The sequence below is a fragment of the Pseudoalteromonas arctica genome (assembly GCF_012927645.1).
Classification (GTDB): Bacteria; Pseudomonadota; Gammaproteobacteria; order Enterobacterales; family Alteromonadaceae; genus Pseudoalteromonas; species Pseudoalteromonas arctica_A.
On the sequence record NZ_JABBMT010000023.1, the window covers coordinates 25,891 to 42,987 of the forward strand.

Annotated in this window: 15 protein-coding genes, 1 tRNA gene and 2 pseudogenes; 9 read left to right on the forward strand and 9 right to left on the reverse strand. The window is 40.3% G+C overall.

The window, feature by feature from the left end; translation table 11 throughout:
• Positions 1 to 32: 32 nt before the first annotated feature.
• Complete coding sequence (locus HHO47_RS13645; protein WP_169020790.1) at positions 33 to 1,895, reverse strand: cation:proton antiporter; 1,863 nt, start codon at positions 1,893 to 1,895, stop codon at positions 33 to 35.
• Positions 1,896 to 2,808: 913 nt separating this feature from the next.
• Between HHO47_RS13645 and proB the strand changes: the two genes are divergently transcribed.
• Both proB and HHO47_RS13655 read left to right on the forward strand, forming a co-directional pair.
• Complete coding sequence (proB, locus tag HHO47_RS13650; protein WP_169020791.1) at positions 2,809 to 3,915, forward strand: glutamate 5-kinase; 1,107 nt, start codon at positions 2,809 to 2,811, stop codon at positions 3,913 to 3,915.
• Complete coding sequence (locus HHO47_RS13655) at positions 3,912 to 5,159, forward strand: glutamate-5-semialdehyde dehydrogenase (protein ID WP_169020792.1); 1,248 nt, start codon at positions 3,912 to 3,914, stop codon at positions 5,157 to 5,159. Before proB ends, HHO47_RS13655 begins: the two co-directional genes overlap by 4 nt.
• Before the next feature lie 187 nt (positions 5,160 to 5,346).
• Here HHO47_RS13655 and HHO47_RS13660 read toward each other — a convergent pair.
• Positions 5,347 to 5,422, reverse strand: a tRNA-Ala gene (locus HHO47_RS13660).
• Positions 5,423 to 5,595: 173 nt separating this feature from the next.
• Here HHO47_RS13660 and HHO47_RS13665 point away from each other — a divergent pair.
• Both HHO47_RS13665 and HHO47_RS19415 read left to right on the forward strand, forming a co-directional pair.
• Positions 5,596 to 5,985: a hypothetical protein gene (locus HHO47_RS13665; RefSeq protein ID WP_169020793.1), complete on the forward strand. Its 390-nt coding sequence runs from the start codon at positions 5,596 to 5,598 to the stop codon at positions 5,983 to 5,985.
• Positions 5,973 to 6,199, forward strand: a pseudogene (locus tag HHO47_RS19415) (prolyl-tRNA synthetase associated domain-containing protein); the annotation flags it as partial. The gene HHO47_RS13665 and the pseudogene HHO47_RS19415, both read left to right, overlap by 13 nt.
• Here the strand turns inward: HHO47_RS19415 and HHO47_RS13675 are convergent.
• Positions 6,166 to 6,870, reverse strand: a pseudogene (locus tag HHO47_RS13675) (MFS transporter). The pseudogenes HHO47_RS19415 and HHO47_RS13675 sit on opposite strands and share 34 nt — an antisense overlap.
• Positions 6,871 to 7,093: 223 nt before the next feature.
• On the opposite strand from HHO47_RS13675, the gene HHO47_RS13680 reads away from it, so the two are divergent.
• From HHO47_RS13680 to HHO47_RS13700, 5 genes are all read left to right on the forward strand, one after another.
• The gene (locus HHO47_RS13680; protein WP_149980503.1) at positions 7,094 to 7,633 is read left to right on the forward strand and encodes a DUF2058 domain-containing protein; all 540 of its coding nucleotides are present in this window, start codon (positions 7,094 to 7,096) and stop codon (positions 7,631 to 7,633) included.
• Positions 7,634 to 7,775: 142 nt separating this feature from the next.
• Complete coding sequence (locus HHO47_RS13685) at positions 7,776 to 8,099, forward strand: c-type cytochrome (protein ID WP_169020794.1); 324 nt, start codon at positions 7,776 to 7,778, stop codon at positions 8,097 to 8,099.
• A 159-nt stretch (positions 8,100 to 8,258) separates the two neighbouring features.
• Positions 8,259 to 9,026, forward strand: coding sequence for a class II aldolase/adducin family protein (locus HHO47_RS13690; protein ID WP_169020795.1), 768 nt, complete (start codon positions 8,259 to 8,261; stop codon positions 9,024 to 9,026).
• Positions 9,027 to 9,054: 28 nt separating this feature from the next.
• A complete protein-coding gene (locus HHO47_RS13695) occupies positions 9,055 to 10,230 on the forward strand; it encodes a mandelate racemase/muconate lactonizing enzyme family protein (protein WP_169020796.1) in 1,176 nt (391 codons plus the stop codon).
• 403 nt (positions 10,231 to 10,633) lie between these two features.
• Positions 10,634 to 11,131 (forward strand): endonuclease V, encoded by a 498-nt coding sequence (locus HHO47_RS13700; RefSeq protein WP_211183724.1) that lies wholly within the window; start codon positions 10,634 to 10,636, stop codon positions 11,129 to 11,131.
• Between the two features lie 265 nt (positions 11,132 to 11,396).
• Here the strand turns inward: HHO47_RS13700 and HHO47_RS13705 are convergent, their stop codons facing one another.
• The 6 genes from HHO47_RS13705 to HHO47_RS13730 form a co-directional block, all read right to left on the reverse strand.
• A complete protein-coding gene (locus tag HHO47_RS13705; RefSeq protein ID WP_211183725.1) occupies positions 11,397 to 11,774 on the reverse strand; it encodes a hypothetical protein in 378 nt (125 codons plus the stop codon).
• Positions 11,775 to 11,792: 18 nt separating this feature from the next.
• A complete protein-coding gene (locus HHO47_RS13710) occupies positions 11,793 to 13,364 on the reverse strand; it encodes a S41 family peptidase (protein ID WP_169020798.1) in 1,572 nt (523 codons plus the stop codon).
• Between the two features lie 49 nt (positions 13,365 to 13,413).
• Positions 13,414 to 14,256, reverse strand: coding sequence for an amidohydrolase family protein (locus HHO47_RS13715; protein ID WP_169020799.1), 843 nt, complete (start codon positions 14,254 to 14,256; stop codon positions 13,414 to 13,416).
• Positions 14,253 to 14,981 (reverse strand): SDR family NAD(P)-dependent oxidoreductase, encoded by a 729-nt coding sequence (locus HHO47_RS13720; RefSeq protein ID WP_169020800.1) that lies wholly within the window; start codon positions 14,979 to 14,981, stop codon positions 14,253 to 14,255. The genes HHO47_RS13715 and HHO47_RS13720 overlap by 4 nt, the downstream gene beginning before the upstream one ends.
• A 9-nt stretch (positions 14,982 to 14,990) precedes the next feature.
• The gene (locus HHO47_RS13725; protein WP_169020801.1) at positions 14,991 to 15,479 is read right to left on the reverse strand and encodes an FKBP-type peptidyl-prolyl cis-trans isomerase; all 489 of its coding nucleotides are present in this window, start codon (positions 15,477 to 15,479) and stop codon (positions 14,991 to 14,993) included.
• 76 nt (positions 15,480 to 15,555) lie between these two features.
• Positions 15,556 to 17,046, reverse strand: coding sequence for a LysM peptidoglycan-binding domain-containing protein (locus tag HHO47_RS13730; RefSeq protein ID WP_169020802.1), 1,491 nt, complete (start codon positions 17,044 to 17,046; stop codon positions 15,556 to 15,558).
• Positions 17,047 to 17,097 lie beyond the last annotated feature (51 nt).

The window sequence follows — 17,097 nt, forward strand, 5'->3', positions numbered from 1 at the left end:
AGGGCTAGGTGTGATACCTAGCCCTGTTCGTTTTACTCTTTTATTTCTTTCGGTTCTTTATTTTTACCGTTGTTTGGATCTTTTAACACCGACATTTTTGGTGGCAGCATCGCGACAACACGTTCACCTTCTTGCGGTGGTTTTTCCATATTAATAGTAAATGGGCGCAGTTTGATAGGGCTATCATCATCGTTGTCTTTGTCACCATTGAGAATAAATAACGGAATTGCATCGCTGTTCATCTCTTGGTATCTGCCCCAGTTAAACTCTTCAGAAATTCGCGTTACACTAACCTTACCGCCTTTAGCAATTAAGCTACTTAAACGTGCATAAGAGCCGCTGTCACCAAACAAAATTTGCCGAGATAAAAATGTTGCGCTGTCTTTGTTTGCTTTGGCATGAGAGGTCGAAGAACGCAATGAAAAGACGTTCTTTTCATTCAATAAATGTGAAAAGTACTGCACGCCTAGCGCGTTATGATGGCGGTTTGGCGAAAGCGCCATTACGCTGCGTAGAGTTGTCAGGGGTAAGTAACGTTCAGCATGTTCTGATTGCGGGTTACCATAATAACAAGGCAGTCCATCCATACGTGCCATGCGGCAGTTTTCCCAAGCTGGATCTGATAAGTGCACTGGAATATTTTGCTCTTTTAGCCCACAAGCAATGGCACGAGCGACATGGTTTGCACCAATGATCAAAATAGTATTTGGTGAAGGTTGACGAACACCTAATAGTTTCGCAATCGGAATCGCAGTTAAGCTTTGCAGCACCACTGTGATGATGATAACGGTAAAAATCAGTGGCACCATTTTCTCGGCATCAGCAACACCAGCTTCCATCATACTAATAGCAAAAACAGAGCCTACCGCAGCTGCGACAATACCACGTGGTGCAATCCAAGCGAGCACTAAGCGAGATTTAATTGGTAGCTCAGTGCCGAAAGTGGAGATCGCAATACACAATGGACGAGCGATAAATAACACGATAGCCAAAAAGATAAACACATCGGCATCAAGCATCATTAAATCAGCTAATTCTAAACGCGCAGCAAGCAAAATGAATAAGGTTGAAATTAAGATCATGGACAGATCTTCTTTAAACTCTAAAACAGAATCAATTTCTAAATCGTCCTGATTCGCTAACCAAATACCAAATACAGTAACCGCTAATAGGCCTGACTCATGGCTCAAATGATTTGAGACTGTAAAGCTAATAAGTACCAACGCTAAGATGCCGAATTTATGTAACTCAAACGGCAGCCATTCGCGGCGGATCAGTAACGTTGTAAGCCAACCTGCGACCACGCCAATAGATAAACCGACTCCTAAGGTTTTAAACAAGGCAATTACGGTATGAATAAACACTTCACCTTGACCTACCAGCATCACCGCTTCAAATACTAACACCGCAAATAAAGCGCCAATTGGGTCAATAACGATGCCTTCCCAACGTAGTATGCGATCAATATCTTGGGTTGGCCGCATTGAGTTTAATAGTGGTGCAATAACTGTTGGGCCAGTAACAACTAATACCGCACCGAGCACCGCTGCTACGCGCCAGTTGAGTTCTAAAATCCAATAAGCACTAAGGCTTAGTACTATGCAAGTCGTAATCATGCCAATTGAGCATAAGTTACGGACTACCTTGCCAATGCCTTTGAGTTCTCGAAAGTGCAGAGTCAAAGAACCTTCAAATAAGATCACCGCAACACTAAGCGAGACTACCGGGAAGAGTAAATCACCAAGCAGTGCATCTGGATCAAGTAAACCCGTAGCAGGGCCAAGTAGCAGGCCTGTAAGCAACAAGAATAAAATAGCTGGGACACGAAAACCCCATGCTATCCATTGGGCGAGAACCGAACATAGAGCGATCCCTGCGATATAAATAGCTGACATAGATGAAGTATTCCTTATTTATTACAACGATTAGGAGTAAAGCTTTCGATACTTATAATACAGGGGTATACACATGTATGTTAATTTTTCCTAATAGAATTTTAGCTGTTTACCAACTTATTTGTAGAAGAAATGATAATTTATTGGTTTTGAAATATTTGAAACAAATTAAATTCTATTTAACTAATTGAATATTAATGCTTTTAAAATTAATTGATCGCTATAGTAAGCCGAATGGATAAAATATAGCCTTGATCTTTAGGCTGAGAATAGCGTAATATAGTTAGTATTCAAATAATTAGTTATCTAATTAGTTACTTGTTAGGTCTAAGCAAATAGATATAGTTATTTTTAGATTGTCTTAAAGTTAAGCAGTTTAGATAGAGGTTTCTATATTTATATACTTAAAAATCAATAAATTAATTGTTTTGAATGCAGTTTGTACAATTTTACTCATTTTTAGTAATCAGTTAACTTGAACATAAATTACATCTATTGTGATTTATATTGTTTGAGTTGAACTATTATTTACTCAATATTTGACACCCATCGTGGTGAGCAAATCTCGGTCCTTGAGTCATCACCCTATCTGTTGGTGTACCAGACTTTAGAGGCTCTATGTATGTTGTTAATAAAAAAGCTTCACACAGCTTTTACAGCGATGCATAAACAACACTTTTTTATTTACTCTATAACTGTTCAGTCTTAATGATTGAGCTAAAGTTATGCTATATCAAATGCACTTAGTTAATTAAGTGAGCGTTTTTGGCTGGGTGTTAAAAAGTGATTACTAAAGAAAGTGAGTAATGGTAAGTATAAATTGTTAACTCGTTACCTAGGCAGGCACTAGGAGAATGTTTTCATACTTATCCTATTTGGATAAGACACAGTTAAAATGGAAAGTTGAACACTTATGCAAAAGTTAAATTGGCGACGTATTGTATTAAAAGTAGGCAGCGCATTGATTGCACCTGATCAAGATGGTTGTCGCTCACGCTATTTATTAACCATCGCTCAGTTTATTGTTCGTTGTCGTAGTCAAGGAATTGAAGTGATTTTAGTTTCATCAGGCTCTGTTGCCGCTGGCGCACATTTATTTCCAGCGACACAAGAGCGCACCGTGGCGATGAAAAAAGCGATGGCAGCAGCGGGACAAACAGAAATGATGGCTATGTGGGACCGTTTTTTTGATTTCCCATCGGCACAAATTTTATTAACTCATGGTGACTTACGTGACCGTGAGCGTTATGAGAGTATTAGAGAAACTGTTTTCACCTTGCTTGATCATGGTGTGCTGCCAATCATGAACGAAAATGATACGGTGACAACCGATGATTTGAAAGTCGGTGATAACGATAACTTATCGGCAATGGTTGCTGCTGCAGCAGATGCTGATGCATTGATGATATTTTCAGATGTGGATGGGCTTTATGATAAAAATCCTAACCTGCACGAGGATGCAATATTACTGCCTGAAATTAAATCAATTGATGAATCAATTTATGCTATGGCAGGATCTGCAACCAGTGCGGTTGGCACCGGTGGTATGAAAACGAAAATTGAAGCGGCAGAAAAAGCCACTTCACATGGTATTACTACTTATATAATTAATGGTTTTAAAGAGCAGACATTTACAAAGCTACTGGCAGGTGAGAACCCTGGTACTATTTTTTTACCATACGAAAAACCGATGCAAGAAGCTGTGCACTGGATGACTCATACTGCAAGTGAGCAAGGTGAAGTGGTTGTCGCAGGTTCATACGATGAATCTTTAGAGGGTGAAAGTGGCTGTATCCGTGGTGATGAAATTGTTGCCGTGCATGGTGAATTTGCCATTGGTGATACCATTTTGGTACGTAGTAACGACGGCACTCGATTAGCCAAGGCAACTGCAAATTACAGTAGTTGTTTACTGAATTTTATAGCTGATAACGAACAAAGCGAGTTTAGCGACAAGATGCAAGATTCAATCGGTCCCGTTATTTCAGAAAAAGATATCGCATTATTGGAGAAGTCATGAGTTTAATTACAGATATTTCACGTCAGGCAGCAAAAGCGGCGCATCAGTTAGCCTTACTCGATACCGAGAGCAAAAATAAGGTGTTACTGGATATGGCAGCAGCATTACGTCAGCAAAAAGCATTTATTACTAAAGAAAACGAAAGTGATTTAGCCGCAGCCCGCGATAACAATCTAGCAGCCGCTATGATTGACCGTTTAACACTCAATGATGAACGTATTGAAGCAATGGCTGAAGGCATTGAAGTGATAGTAAGCCTTGAGGATCCAGTGGGTCAATTACGCGATATTACTGAGCGCCCTAATGGGATTAAAATTCGTAAAATGCGCGTACCATTGGGTGTTGTTTGTATGATTTATGAAGCACGTCCAAATGTAACCGCTGACGCAGGTGCTTTGTGTTTTAAATCAGGTAATGGGGTCATTTTACGTGGTGGTAAAGAGGCGCTAAAAAGCTCGCAAGCCATTGCCAGTGTCATGCATCAAGTATTAGAGCAGCATAATTTACCGGCAGCGTTAATCTCAGTTATTCCAGATCCAGACCGCGGATTATTAATGGAATTGATGCAGCAACGTGACAGCATTGACTTAATCATCCCACGCGGCGGCGAAGGGCTCATTAACTTTGTAACAGATAACAGTACAATTCCTGTGATCCAGCATTTTAAAGGTGTGTGTCATTTATACGTAGATAAAGACGCTGACTTAGAAGTGGCGATTAACTTGCTACTGAACGGTAAAACTCAGCGTACTGGCGTGTGTAATGCACTAGAAGGTCTCGTTGTTCATCAGGATGTTGCCGATGAGTTTTTAAATTTATGTGCTGTTGTATTACGCCAAGAAGGTGTAAAAATTAACGCTGATAGCCAAGCTGCACAATATTTTGATAATGCGACAGTGCTAGCACCTGAACAGTTTGGTGAAGAGTACCTTGACTTAGAAATTGCCATTCGAGTAGTGCCAGACTTTGCCGGTGCGATTGATCACATTGCACAATTTGGTTCAAACCATACGGAAGTTATTTGCACTAAAAACCAAGCCGCAGCTGAATTGTTCCAGCGCAGTGTTGATGCCTCTGTCGTGATGGTTAATACTTCATCACGCTTCTCTGACGGCTCACAGTTAGGTCTAGGTGCCGAGATTGGTATTGCTACGTCAAAACTACACGCTTATGGCCCAATGGGTTTAGAATCATTAACGACGGAGAAGTACCTCGTCAATGGTGTAGGTCAAATTCGCGAATAATTAATAATCGAATAACTTAATTAAAATGCCGAGTTTATGCTCGGCATTTTTGATCGTAAATACAATGTAGCGCACAGTGAGACAATAACGAGTGTAAAATCAACAGTTTTTTGTTTAGTAAAATATATGAATTTAAAACAAGAGTTTGGCGTAATGGCCATAGAGATAAAAATAAAGGGGAGGAAAGTGGTGGAGCTAAGCAGGATCGAACTGCTGACCTCCTGCGTGCAAGGCAGGCGCTCTCCCAGCTGAGCTATAGCCCCACATTCCTAAAGTTACGAATTTCGTAACCACTTGATATTCCCTTTCAAGCGGGACGAACTTTAATGAGATTTCTAAATTTGGTCAAGCATTTTCTATATATTTTACGAATTTTCACGCAAGTAAACTATTTTTGCTAGACTAGCAGTCACTGGATAGTAAAAAGACTTTAAAAATGAAAAAATATGCATTGATCCTGCTCGTTTTGCTTTGCGGGTGCGCAAGTCAAAATGAACAACCGCCTTTTGAAATTAATAACAAACAGTTACATACCAAGCTGGATGAGCAAGGTAATAAAATTTTTGCCTATGTTGTGTCGGTTAAAGCAAATAGCCGCAAAAGTTTAAACTTAGAGCGACCACTTACTCGCAGTGAGTTTAAAAACTTTGCAGAGCAAGAATATTTTGAAGAATCGAATAGTTTAAAACTAGAATTAGAAGATCAAGCCGTGCACTTATTAAAACAAGAGTTGCATGATAAAAAATACTGTAGCGACGATAAATATGAGATAAATGAAGTGTTATGGCGAGATTTAAGTGTACGCTTGATGGGGCGTTGTTTATAAAAGTCGCGCCAGGATGTGTATCTATGCTTGCTCTGGTGAATGATAAGCAAAATAATGTCACTTTATGGCTTGATCAAGACATATGGTTTGGTGATTTATTTCATTGTCATTAACTCGGGAACACCCAAACATGGTTATTGCAAAAAGCCGATTTAGAAACTTTTTTGCCACTACAGGGCATCATCCTAAAGTGGTTTTTTTACCCGCTAGATAAGCTGAACTCACTAAAATTAATCCGCATATACAGACCAATAATAACGAGGACATAAATGCGATATGGCCAAATTGTTGATATATCAAGCCAGGTACAAAAGAGCCAAAGCCCCACCACTATAATAAAACGACACATAAGCACCATTAGTTACACTCGGTGGTGCACTGCTTATTTTATTAACCAGCGGCAATAACGAAATAGAAGCTTTGCCAAGTCCATAAATCAGCAAAAATAGCCGCTAATACTCGGCCAAAGTAACCCCCAGCAATTGTACTGCCAATATAGAAGGTCATATTCTTTTGCAAACTATCAGCTTGATAAGTGCTGTCTATGTAAGTGGTCATTGCGGTGAGTGCGGCAGGTAAGGTTAAACCTTGTAAAAATCGTAGTAACAGTAATAACTAAAAACTGGGGGTATAAGCAAAAGCAACACAGGTAACAGCGAGTACTAGCATCGCGTAGCGAAGAATTGTTAAAGGGTTACGTTTAGCTAATAATAAGCCGTATACCAAAGGGGCAATCGCCAAAGGGAGCATAGTCGCCGTCATCAAGCTACCTGCGGTGGCAGGACTAACTGAAAATTGCTCTGCAAATAAGCTTAATAATGGCTGTGGTGCATAGAGCACAAAGAAGATAAACAGTGAGCAACTTAATAAATGACTGAACCGCATTTTATTAGGCCCTACTACAAAAACCACAGCTTACCCTGATTGACATTAAATTCAACCTCAATACGCTCTTTAAGTGGTTACTTTTATTCTAGAAATAAGTATTTATTGCGCTAAATCATATTCTCGATAGCAACACTTTGTTAGATTAATGGCCACAGCACTATGATTTCTCTGCATTGACGATTAAAATAATCTTAATATCAGTTTTTAATGGAACAAAGCCATGGGTTCATTACAAGACCAATTGCTACAAGCAGGACTAACCACATCACATAAAGCTAAAGTAGCTAAAAGTGAAAAGCGTAAGCAACAAAAAAAGCCAAAAAAAGGGGCAACCAGTAACCCTAGTGATCTGCAAAAGCATATTCAGCAAACAAAGTTAGAACAGCAGAAAAAAGCAGAAGAATTAAATCAAGCTCGTCAAGGTGAGTTAAAGCAACGTGAGCAAGTTGCCCGCGTAAAGCAGATATTAGAGCATCATAATCAAGATTCGATTCGTGGTGAGCGGACTTTTAATTTTACTTACGAAAATAAAGTCAAAGAGCTCGACGTAAATGAACAAACCCAAAAAGCCTTATCAGGTGGCCGACTGGCAATTTGTGTATTAGAAGGGCAGTTTTTTGTACTTGAAGATGAGCCAGCGCGTAAAGTGGCAGAAGTTGATGAAAAGTACATCGTGTTTCATGTGGAGCCTGAAGACAAAGGTAAAGATGCAGATGACCCTTATGCTGATTTTGAAGTACCAGATGATTTAGTCTGGTAGCCTAAGAGATCACTTGAACAGCGAGTTTGGTGATCTACTTGGTGTATAAATTACGTACATATGGAATGTACAAAGATCCGTTATTATGGTCTACAATTAAGCTAATAATTTTTATAAACCGTCAAAAAGAAGAGAAAATACAATGAGCAAGATAACAAAATTACTCTTAGGTGCAAGTCTCACTATGGTTGCTAGTATATCATTTAACAGCATGGCTGCCGATGGTGCAGCGCTTTATACAGCAAAGCTATGCCAGACTTGTCACGGTCCTGAAGGTAAAGCGCCGATCATGGCAATGTATCCTAAACTGAATGGTCAGAATAAAGACTACTTAGTGGCACAAATGAAAGACATTAAATCAGGTGCGCGTAATAATGGTATGACTGCTGCTATGAAAGCCATGGTTGCAACGGTAACCGACGAAGAAATGGCTGCGATTGCTGATTATTTAGCAAACGTAAAATAGTTTTTTGAGCGAGAGTTACTTTCTTAACTCACAGAAAACAGCCACACCAATTTGGTGTGGCTGTTTTGTTTTAAATATTGATCATCCACGCACACTACTTTAGACTTCTATCCATCTATTTCGTGTTTTGCTTTTAACGCGTTTAAATAAGGCTCCATAATGTTTGAATTGCCACAACTTGATTTAAAAAATAAAGTCTCTGCACAAGAATGGCAGTTACGAGTTGATTTAGCCGCCTGTTATCGGTTGGTTGATCATTTTCGTTGGGGTGATTTGATTTACACGCATTTATCGGCGCGTTTGCCGGGCACTGACCATTATTTAGTGAATGCGTTTGGCCTCACATTTGATGAAGTAACAGCTTCTAATTTAGTTAAAGTGGACTTGGCCGGCAACATTTTAGATGACACGCCATTTGCAATCAATCCTGCTGGCTTTACGATTCATAGCGCGATTCACGAAGTGCGTGATGACGCCCATTGTGTTATTCACTTACATACTAAAGAAACGATTGCCGTTGCCACGCAGCAAAATGGCCTGCTGCCACTTAGCCAGTATTCAATGTTTTCACTGCCGTCATTGTCTTATCACAGCTATGAAGGGCTAGCGGTAAATAATGATGAAAAAAAACGCCTGCAAGATGACTTAGCTAATACTAATCATATGTTGTTAGTAAACCATGGTGGTTTAACTGTGGGGCCAACGGTGGGTGATGCATTTATGCGTTTTTATGACTTGCAGCGTGCTTGTGAAATACAGCTAGCTTTACAAGCCAGTGGCCAAGCTGTTACACCAGTACCTCAAGCCATAATCGATAATATTTATAATCAAGCGAATGTAGTGCACAGCGGTAGTACTGGTGGACAATTAGCTTGGCCTGCGATGTTACGTAAGGCTCATCGTCTTGATCCTAGTTTTGCAAAATAATCTAAGCCTTGGTTAATAAGGAATTGTCATGAAAGTTAATCGCGTTGAAGTGTTTGATATCCATTGTCCAGATAGACCTGCTTGGACTCCTGTATTTGTCCGTATTCATACAGACGAAGGAATTAGCGGGGTTGGCGAAGCTGGCCTAGCTTATGATCTTGGACACAGTGCTGCCGCTGCTATGATCAAAGAAATGGCTGATGCTTTCTTAATTGGTCATGACCCATTTCAAACTGAAAAATTATGGTCGCGTATGTTGCGTGAAAGCTTTTGGGGGTTAGGTGGGGGGCCTGTAGTTTATGCCGCAATGAGCGCGATAGACACCGCTTTATGGGACATCAAGGGTAAAGCATTAGGCTTACCTGTGTATCAGTTGCTAGGTGGTAAAGTTAACGACAAACTGCGTACTTATGCGTCACAATTGCAGTTTGACTGGGACACTGAGTTTAAAGCGCTGGTACAGCCACAAGAATATGCAGAAGCGGCGTTAAAAGCAGTAGCAGAAGGCTACGATGCCGTTAAAGTTGATCCTATCCAATATGATAAAGACGGCAATACTTATTACGACCGCACTAACATTATTTCACGCGCTGAAATGAAGCTCTATCGCGCACGCATGCAGGCAATTCGTGAAGCAGTGGGTGATGAAGTCGATATCATTTTTGAATGCCACAGTTTACCAGGTGTTACCTCAGCTATTCAAATTGGTGAGATCGCAAAAGAATTTGACTGTATGTTTTATGAAGAACCAGTTAACTACTTAAATCATTCGTTACATGCCAAAGTAGCAGATAAAGTATCAGTGCCAATTGCGGGTGGCGAGCGTTTATATAATCGTTGGGGTGTACGCCCTTATTTAGAAGATCAAAGCATTAATGTATTACAGCCAGATATCGGTTTATGTGGTGGTTTTACTGAAACTAAAAAAGTGTGTGATTACGCTGATATTTTTGATGTGCGTATTCAGGCTCATGTCTGTGGTGGCCCAGTTGCAACCGCAGCATCATTACATTTAGAAACGGCTATTCCAAATTTTTTAATTCATGAGCATCACACTTATGCAATTAAAAAGTGGAACCGAGAACTGTGCTTACAAGATCCACAACCTAAAAATGGTTTCTTTGAAGTATCGGAAGATCCGGGCATTGGTATTGAACTTAACGATGAAATCGTGATGCGTTCACAAAGAGTAGAGATTAAGTAATCTGCTACGGGCTTCTAGCTATGAGAGGCGAGCTGAATCTAGCTCGCCTAATACTAAATTATTGGGTTTTATGATGGTTTATGTAGTAGAAGCCAGTAAGTTTATAGATCAACTGAAAGACAGCTACTAGCGACGCTTTTATATTATTTCGTTTGGTTTTGTTTGGAGTTGATTAAAAGCTTAATGATAGTAATATCTTAGGTAATTTGTTAAAACTGTATAAAGTAGGAAGTGAGCGTTGAATCGATAGAAACTTGCGCGATAAGCGCACCATAAAATTGTTGAAAACATCACGAATGAGCGAAAGTGAACAATATGAAGAATGTTGCGAACATGGAAAGTAACAAGCTACTTACGTGAGCCATTATACTTTACAGAGCCTGCGGGGTAATGATATATGATATTGGCTGTCGATGTTCAATATTACGAAAATTATGCAGTTATAGCTGGAATAACATTTAATAATTGGACAGATAAATCACCATTAAAGGTCTACAAATCAATTGTACATAATCTTAAGGAATATATTCCAGGAGAGTTTTATAAAAGGGAATTACCCTGTATTTTACAGTTATTAGAGGAGCATCAATTATCTATTCAAGTCATAGTCATTGATGGTTATGTTTACCTGGATGGAGAGAGTAAACCCGGTTTGGGTAAATATTTGAATGAACAGTTACCTAACACCAAGATTATAGGGGTAGCTAAAGGCCGTTTTGACGGGATAAGTGAACGATATGCGATAAAAAGAGGAGCAAGTAAAAAGCCACTTTATATTACCTCTATTGGCTTTGATGTTTTAACAGCAAATTTCAATATTTCATCTATGCATGGTGAGCATAGAATCCCAACGCTTTTGAAATTGGTAGATCAATTATGCAGAGAAAGGTATGTGAAGTAAAAATGCAACATATATGAGCCTTAACTCTGTAAAAGAATCACTGGGGAAACCTTGACTTCATACATCATGAAATATTAATGTTTGAGCATGGTAAAGAAGCAGTGGTCAAATTTGCTTAAGCGCGATTAGTCGATTCAGATATCAGCTCTCACTTTTTTTATAATAAATATTATACAATCAGCGTACTAAGTTTAAAACCTTGTTAGCACCTAGCACCTAGCACCTAGCACCTAGCACCTAGCACCTAGCACCTAGCACCTAGCACCTAGATATCATTCACCTTACATTGTACATTCGGCAATGGCTCTGTGGCCTTACTGTCTAAATGCCTAACAAAACACAGATCATTTTTAATCAGCAATTCATAGCGGTCTGGCATATTGAGTTGCTTGCCCATAATTGGGTTGCCAAGTTCATCAGTTTTAGTAACGTTATCGACTACCATTAAACTGCGCTGCATAAATACATCCTCGGCGACAGCAATATTATCGCTACGCATTAGGCGAGCAATCCCTTGTGCAATAAGATCACTTTGTGGTTTTGTAAGCAGCGCATGCTGTAATTTAGGCGTTGCTGTTTCACCCGTTGCACAACCATATAGCAATAATGCCACCATTATGAAGAATACTTTTTTGTTTAACATTGGCGTTGCCTCAATAGCTTATTGCTTTGGTAATATTTTGTTTTGTTCAGCCAAATTGACCGCACCAGTATTCTGCACGGCTGGTGTATCGCTATAGCGCGCAGGTGCAAAACCTTGTTTGCTCGCAATTGATGTTGCACTCGGACAGCTTTGTGTTTCACGGTAGTTAAGGGCGGCTGCTAAGAGGGCCTCATTTGGGTCGCCTAATTGATGGCTAAAGTCATCAGCAATGGCGCAACCGGCTATACGCACTGGTAAGCGGGCATTGTCAGTGGTATTTTGCGGCGCGAAACCATCTGAATATTCACTAAAACCTTTATTGTTCTCGCCGGTAAATTGAATACTAAAGTAAGTTATATCGCAGTTATCGGTGGGATAAAAACCGTATGGCTTTCCACAAGTACCAGAGCCAATTTGAATTACCTCAATATCCGCACCGCGTAAGCCATTCATAATTGCCTCACTGGCAGAGCAAGTGCTACTAGTGGTTAGTAAATAAACGCGTTTTAAATTAAGGCTCGGCAATGGTGTACCAGCAACCAGAGCTGGATTATCAGCAAAGCCAACAAATTCATCGGTGAACATAACGGGCTCTAAGCGCTTTCCATCAATTGGATTAAAAATAGGGTGTTGATCGTTAAAAATGGTTTTTTCGAAAATTTTCCCGTTGGTGTTCGCGGAGCCTGCGATCATATAAGCAACTTGACTGGCCATTTGTAAAAAACCACCGCCATTATAACGAATATCAATAATCAGGTCAGTGACATTACTTGCTTTGAGACTATTAAAGGCATCATAAAGTGGTTTTTCAGCAATTGCATTGTGGTTATTAAATTGAAAGTAACCCACACTGCCATCAGCTAAAGTCTTCACGTTTGTGACTGGCCTAGAAGTAATCGTTTGCGAGTTTAAGATAACTTCGCGGGTTTCATCGGTATTTATATCTTTGAATACAAAACTGGTGCTTTTACCTACTTTAGTTGGATATAAACCTGCGTTGAGGGTATCTACTTCAGCTTGCGAGTTGGCATTGATAAAATCAACACCATCGATTTCTAAAACCTCAAAGCCACGGGCAAGATTTTGTGCACTTGCAGGTGAGTTAGGCTCTGTATAGGTGATCACACCTTGGCGTGGTGCTGTAGGGCTGATTAATTTAACTTTAAAACCGTAACCAAGAGTCACTCCTGATTGGCTTTGGGCTTTCCATTGTGCGGTCGGTAGGCTGGAGTGAAAGTTATCTTTGTTTGCGCCTGACTCGGTAATTTGCTTGGTTTTTAGCAATTTAAAATATTCATTAACAGCAGGAGTTAGTGCTGGATCACGATCGATAATTTCGTCATACCAAAGGTAAGTTTCGTTACTCCATGACCTTAGCCAGTGCTTTTCGTTTAATGCTTGGCATTGTTGATAAAAATTATTAGAGGGCTGAAATACACCTTGTGTCCAATTGATACTGTTACCAGAGTCGCCATCACCATCACCGTTGTTGTCGGTCATTGTACTACCGCCACCACAAGCAGTGAGCAGTGCTAGAAAAGAAACATTGAGAAACCCAATAGTGAGCTTTTGAATAGAGAAAACAGCCATAATGATGATCTATTTTTACACAGTGTTAACTAAATGTAGCGGTTTTTAATTAAATTTGGTAGCAGTACTGCGCATTTTTATAGCTAAGTTGTTGCCATACACTATGAGTATTACACAGCTCAAAATGGTTTGACCAACGCTGTTGATAACTCGCGTTGATTTGACATACAGGGAAATTACTAGCAAACATAACGCGATGCTGGCCAAAGTGTTGCAAGATAAAGTTTAAACACTGCTGTTGCTGAGTTTGCAGCTGTGCGCTGAGTAGCTCAAAGCCTGAAAATTTAATCCAGCAGTTGGATAGTTGCGCTAATTGGCTGATGCCCTGTTGCCAAATTGACAGATTATTGGGTAAACCCGCATGGTTTATTATTAATTGTAAATGCGGAAGTTGTTGGCAGTAGTTGATTAGTTGTTGGGTAATCGTAAGCTTTTCAACTTCAAATTGAGCTTCAAATATCAGCTGCTTACTGGCTAATAACGCTAAGTTTTCTTGGCATGTAGCATGGCTTAGGCGCGTGGCATCAGCGCCTTCGGTGATATCTCTAATGCCCACTAAGCTTGGGTGTGATAAAGCGGTAATTGCATTATTAAAATCATCGGGGCGACTGTTAATATTGGCAAAGCTGATCGCTTTATAATTGTGGCCATTTAAGTGCTCAGCTAGCCAGTGCAGTTCATTGATGGGGTGTTGGTTATCAAAGCCTGCTTCAATGTGTACTAGGCCTGCAATTTCAAACTGACTTGCCTGCTGTAATTGGTTAACACTCATGGACGCTTTAATCGTATCTAAATTTGGCCAAGGCACAGGATTGTTACCTTGTAGCCAATCATATTGCCCTTGGACTAAATTAAAAAAGTGTACGTGAGGGTCAATAATACGTTCACTCATTGCGCGGTGTAACCACCGTCAATACTTTGCAAACTGCCGGTAATAAAGCTGGCATCATCACTGGCTAGAAACGTAACTAATGCCGCGACTTCATCAGCTTGGCCTAATCGACCAAGTGGCTGTAATGCACCTTCTTCGGCAACTATAGCGCCTTTATCTGCGCCACTACGAGCACAATATGAGTCGATTGCATTATGAAAAAGCGGTGTTTCTATGGTGCCTGGGCACACTGCATTGGTGCGAATATTAAACTGGGCGTAATCCAGTGCGGTAGTTTTTGCTATTGATGCGAGGGCATGTTTGGTTAAGTTATACGCAAACGAGTTGTTTTTAGCTATGATGGCTTGATCTGAGGCAATTAAAATAATCACCCCATTTCGTTGCGCTTTCATGCTCGGTAGTACGCTTTGAATTGCCGCGTAGGCACCCTTTACATTAAGTGCAAACAAACTGTCTAAGGTTGCTTCATCAGTATTTTCGATGCTCGCACTTAAATGACGGCCGGCATTAGAGACTAATACATCAATGCGCTTTGTATCGTTGGCAATCTCAGTAATGATGGTTTTTACGGCGTTGACATCACTGACATCGCAGTGATGCCAAGTGCCTAACTCTGCAGCTTCTAGATCAAGGTTGTGTACTTGGTAACCATTATTTAGAAAACGCTCAACAACAGCACGACCTATACCTTTACTGCCGCCTGTAACGATAGCAACCTTTGACATGGTATTTCCTTAGTGATTGTGACCACAACCGCCTTCACTGTGGACATGGCCGTGTGATACTTCTTCGCTAGTCGCTTCACGTACGCTAAGTACTTGCACATCAAACGTTAGTGTCTTGCCTGCAAATGGGTGGTTTAAATCACAATCAGCATTGAAACGGCCTACTTTCACGATCGTTACTTGATGGCGACCTTGGTTAGAGTTAACCATTGCTGTCATACCTGGTTTCCAGACTTTAGTATCACCTTGTAAATGTTTTAATGGGATGCGTTGAATAAGATCATCAACACGTTCACCGTAAGATTCACTCGGTGTAAGTGTCACGCTGAAGCTATCGCCAGCAGCCTTGCCTTCAATGGCTGTTTCAAGACATGGAAGCATACCTTCCAAACCATGAATATAGGTTAGCGGCTCACTGCCAGTACTTGTTTCTAGTTGCTCGCCCGCTTCACTTAATGTGTAGTGAAATTCAACTGCCGAGTTTTTGCTAATTTGCATGCCGATCTCTTTAATTTTACTGGAATGAAAAGCTAATTTTACGCTAAATAAGCTGGATTATAAACTGCTGGTTCGGTTAGTGTGGTTGCTTTAAGGTTCTTTCAAGCTCTGAAAGTAAGCCTTCGTCATGCAATTGTGACACAGCTTTTGTTGCTTGCGGCAAATGTAGTACCAGCTGGGTGCCGGGCGTTAAAATACTCGACGCACTAAGTTTATTCCACTGGGCTAAATCACTGTGCGGCACATCATACAGCTGGCTAATTTCCCAGATAGTATCACCAGGCTTTACCTGGTATTGGATTGTGATAGTGGGGATCGCTATTTCAGTTTGTTCAAGGTAAGGACTGATTTTATAATTGATAGTTAACGAGTCTGGCATGGTGCGAGGTTGGCCAACCATCAGTGCTTCACCAATACCGATTAAATTAGAAACTTTGTTATTCAGCGCTTTTAGTTTGTTAACTGATAATCCAAAACGACGAGCAATCGAGTACAAAGTATCATTTTTTTTCACTGTATATTCACCGGTAAAGTTATTCTTAAAAAATTGACTGCTTAGCAAGCTTTGTTGTTGTAATGGCAGTAATAAAGTGTGCGGGCCATTAGGTGAGCTCTGGTTTTTTAAATAGCCAGGATTAAGTTTGTGTAGTTGATTGCGACCTATACCTGATAAGTTTGCGATCACCGAAAAATCAAATTGCTGACCCACATTAAATTCTGTTGTAAGGGCTTTGTTGGCGAGTTTAGGGCGGTGTAGTCCGCGCTGAGGGTTTTGTATTAAGTAGCTTAACGCCATTAGTTTTGGCACATATTCAGAGGTTTCTTTGGGTAACTTTAACGACCAGTAATCAGTGCTTTTTCCGCGTTTTTTATTATCAGCAATTGCACGTTTTACACGTCCTTCACCACTATTATAAGCCGCTAATGCGTGTAACCAGTCGCCATCAAAGCGTTTATGTAAATACTCTAAATAGGCCAGAGCTGCATTTGTTGAAGCGAGAACATCTTTGCGCCCGTCATACCATTGATCTGATTTTATACCGAAGTGATGAGCTGTCGCACCGACTAATTGCCATACCCCAACTGCTTGTTCAGATGAGCTAACAGTAGGGCGAAAATCACTTTCCACAAAGGGCAATAAGGCTAACTCCATGGGTAACTTACGTTGCTCTATTTTACTAACTATATGATAAAGATAAGGTGCAGCTCGGGTGCTGACAACCTGTAAGTATTTTGGTTGCTTGGTATACCAAGCAATGCGTTTATTTAGTGCTTTGTTTAAATAAATTTGAATGGTTAAATTATTCGCAATATGTTGCCATAAATCTTTATTGCGAGTGTGCGCTTGAGGCACAACAGTGGCTTGTTGTGCTGGAACGGTTAATGTTATTTTTTGTTTTTTATGCTGGGCATCGGTGAGCTGTGCTGAGTTATTTAATGACGGTTTAAGGTGATTAAAAATAACCGGAGCTTGCACAGTATCACTTGGCGCTGAATGTGGCTCAGTGCTTTGGCAACCGAATAGTAAAATTAAAGTCACAAACAGGGCGAAGAGGTAACTGCGCATAAACATCACTAAATTAATATCCTTTTAAAAGTCTAGCACATCCGCGTGCGA

Excerpts from the sequence above, each read along its gene's own strand:
- HHO47_RS13685 (WP_169020794.1), top strand. The coding sequence starts at position 7,776 with ATGAGCAAGATAACAAAATTACTCTTAGGTGCAAGTCTCACTATGGTT.
- HHO47_RS13690 (WP_169020795.1), top strand. The coding sequence starts at position 8,259 with ATGTTTGAATTGCCACAACTTGATTTAAAAAATAAAGTCTCTGCACAA.
- HHO47_RS13705 (WP_211183725.1), bottom strand. The coding sequence starts at position 11,774 with ATGTTAAACAAAAAAGTATTCTTCATAATGGTGGCATTATTGCTATAT.
- HHO47_RS13680 (WP_149980503.1), top strand. The coding sequence starts at position 7,094 with ATGGGTTCATTACAAGACCAATTGCTACAAGCAGGACTAACCACATCA.
- HHO47_RS13715 (WP_169020799.1), bottom strand. The coding sequence starts at position 14,256 with ATGAGTGAACGTATTATTGACCCTCACGTACACTTTTTTAATTTAGTC.
- HHO47_RS13645 (WP_169020790.1), bottom strand. The coding sequence starts at position 1,895 with ATGTCAGCTATTTATATCGCAGGGATCGCTCTATGTTCGGTTCTCGCC.
- HHO47_RS13695 (WP_169020796.1), top strand. The coding sequence starts at position 9,055 with ATGAAAGTTAATCGCGTTGAAGTGTTTGATATCCATTGTCCAGATAGA.
- HHO47_RS13655 (WP_169020792.1), top strand. The coding sequence starts at position 3,912 with ATGAGTTTAATTACAGATATTTCACGTCAGGCAGCAAAAGCGGCGCAT.
- HHO47_RS13710 (WP_169020798.1), bottom strand. The coding sequence starts at position 13,364 with ATGGCTGTTTTCTCTATTCAAAAGCTCACTATTGGGTTTCTCAATGTT.
- HHO47_RS13665 (WP_169020793.1), top strand. The coding sequence starts at position 5,596 with ATGAAAAAATATGCATTGATCCTGCTCGTTTTGCTTTGCGGGTGCGCA.
- HHO47_RS13730 (WP_169020802.1), bottom strand. The coding sequence starts at position 17,046 with ATGCGCAGTTACCTCTTCGCCCTGTTTGTGACTTTAATTTTACTATTC.
- proB (WP_169020791.1), top strand. The coding sequence starts at position 2,809 with ATGCAAAAGTTAAATTGGCGACGTATTGTATTAAAAGTAGGCAGCGCA.
- HHO47_RS13720 (WP_169020800.1), bottom strand. The coding sequence starts at position 14,981 with ATGTCAAAGGTTGCTATCGTTACAGGCGGCAGTAAAGGTATAGGTCGT.
- HHO47_RS13725 (WP_169020801.1), bottom strand. The coding sequence starts at position 15,479 with ATGCAAATTAGCAAAAACTCGGCAGTTGAATTTCACTACACATTAAGT.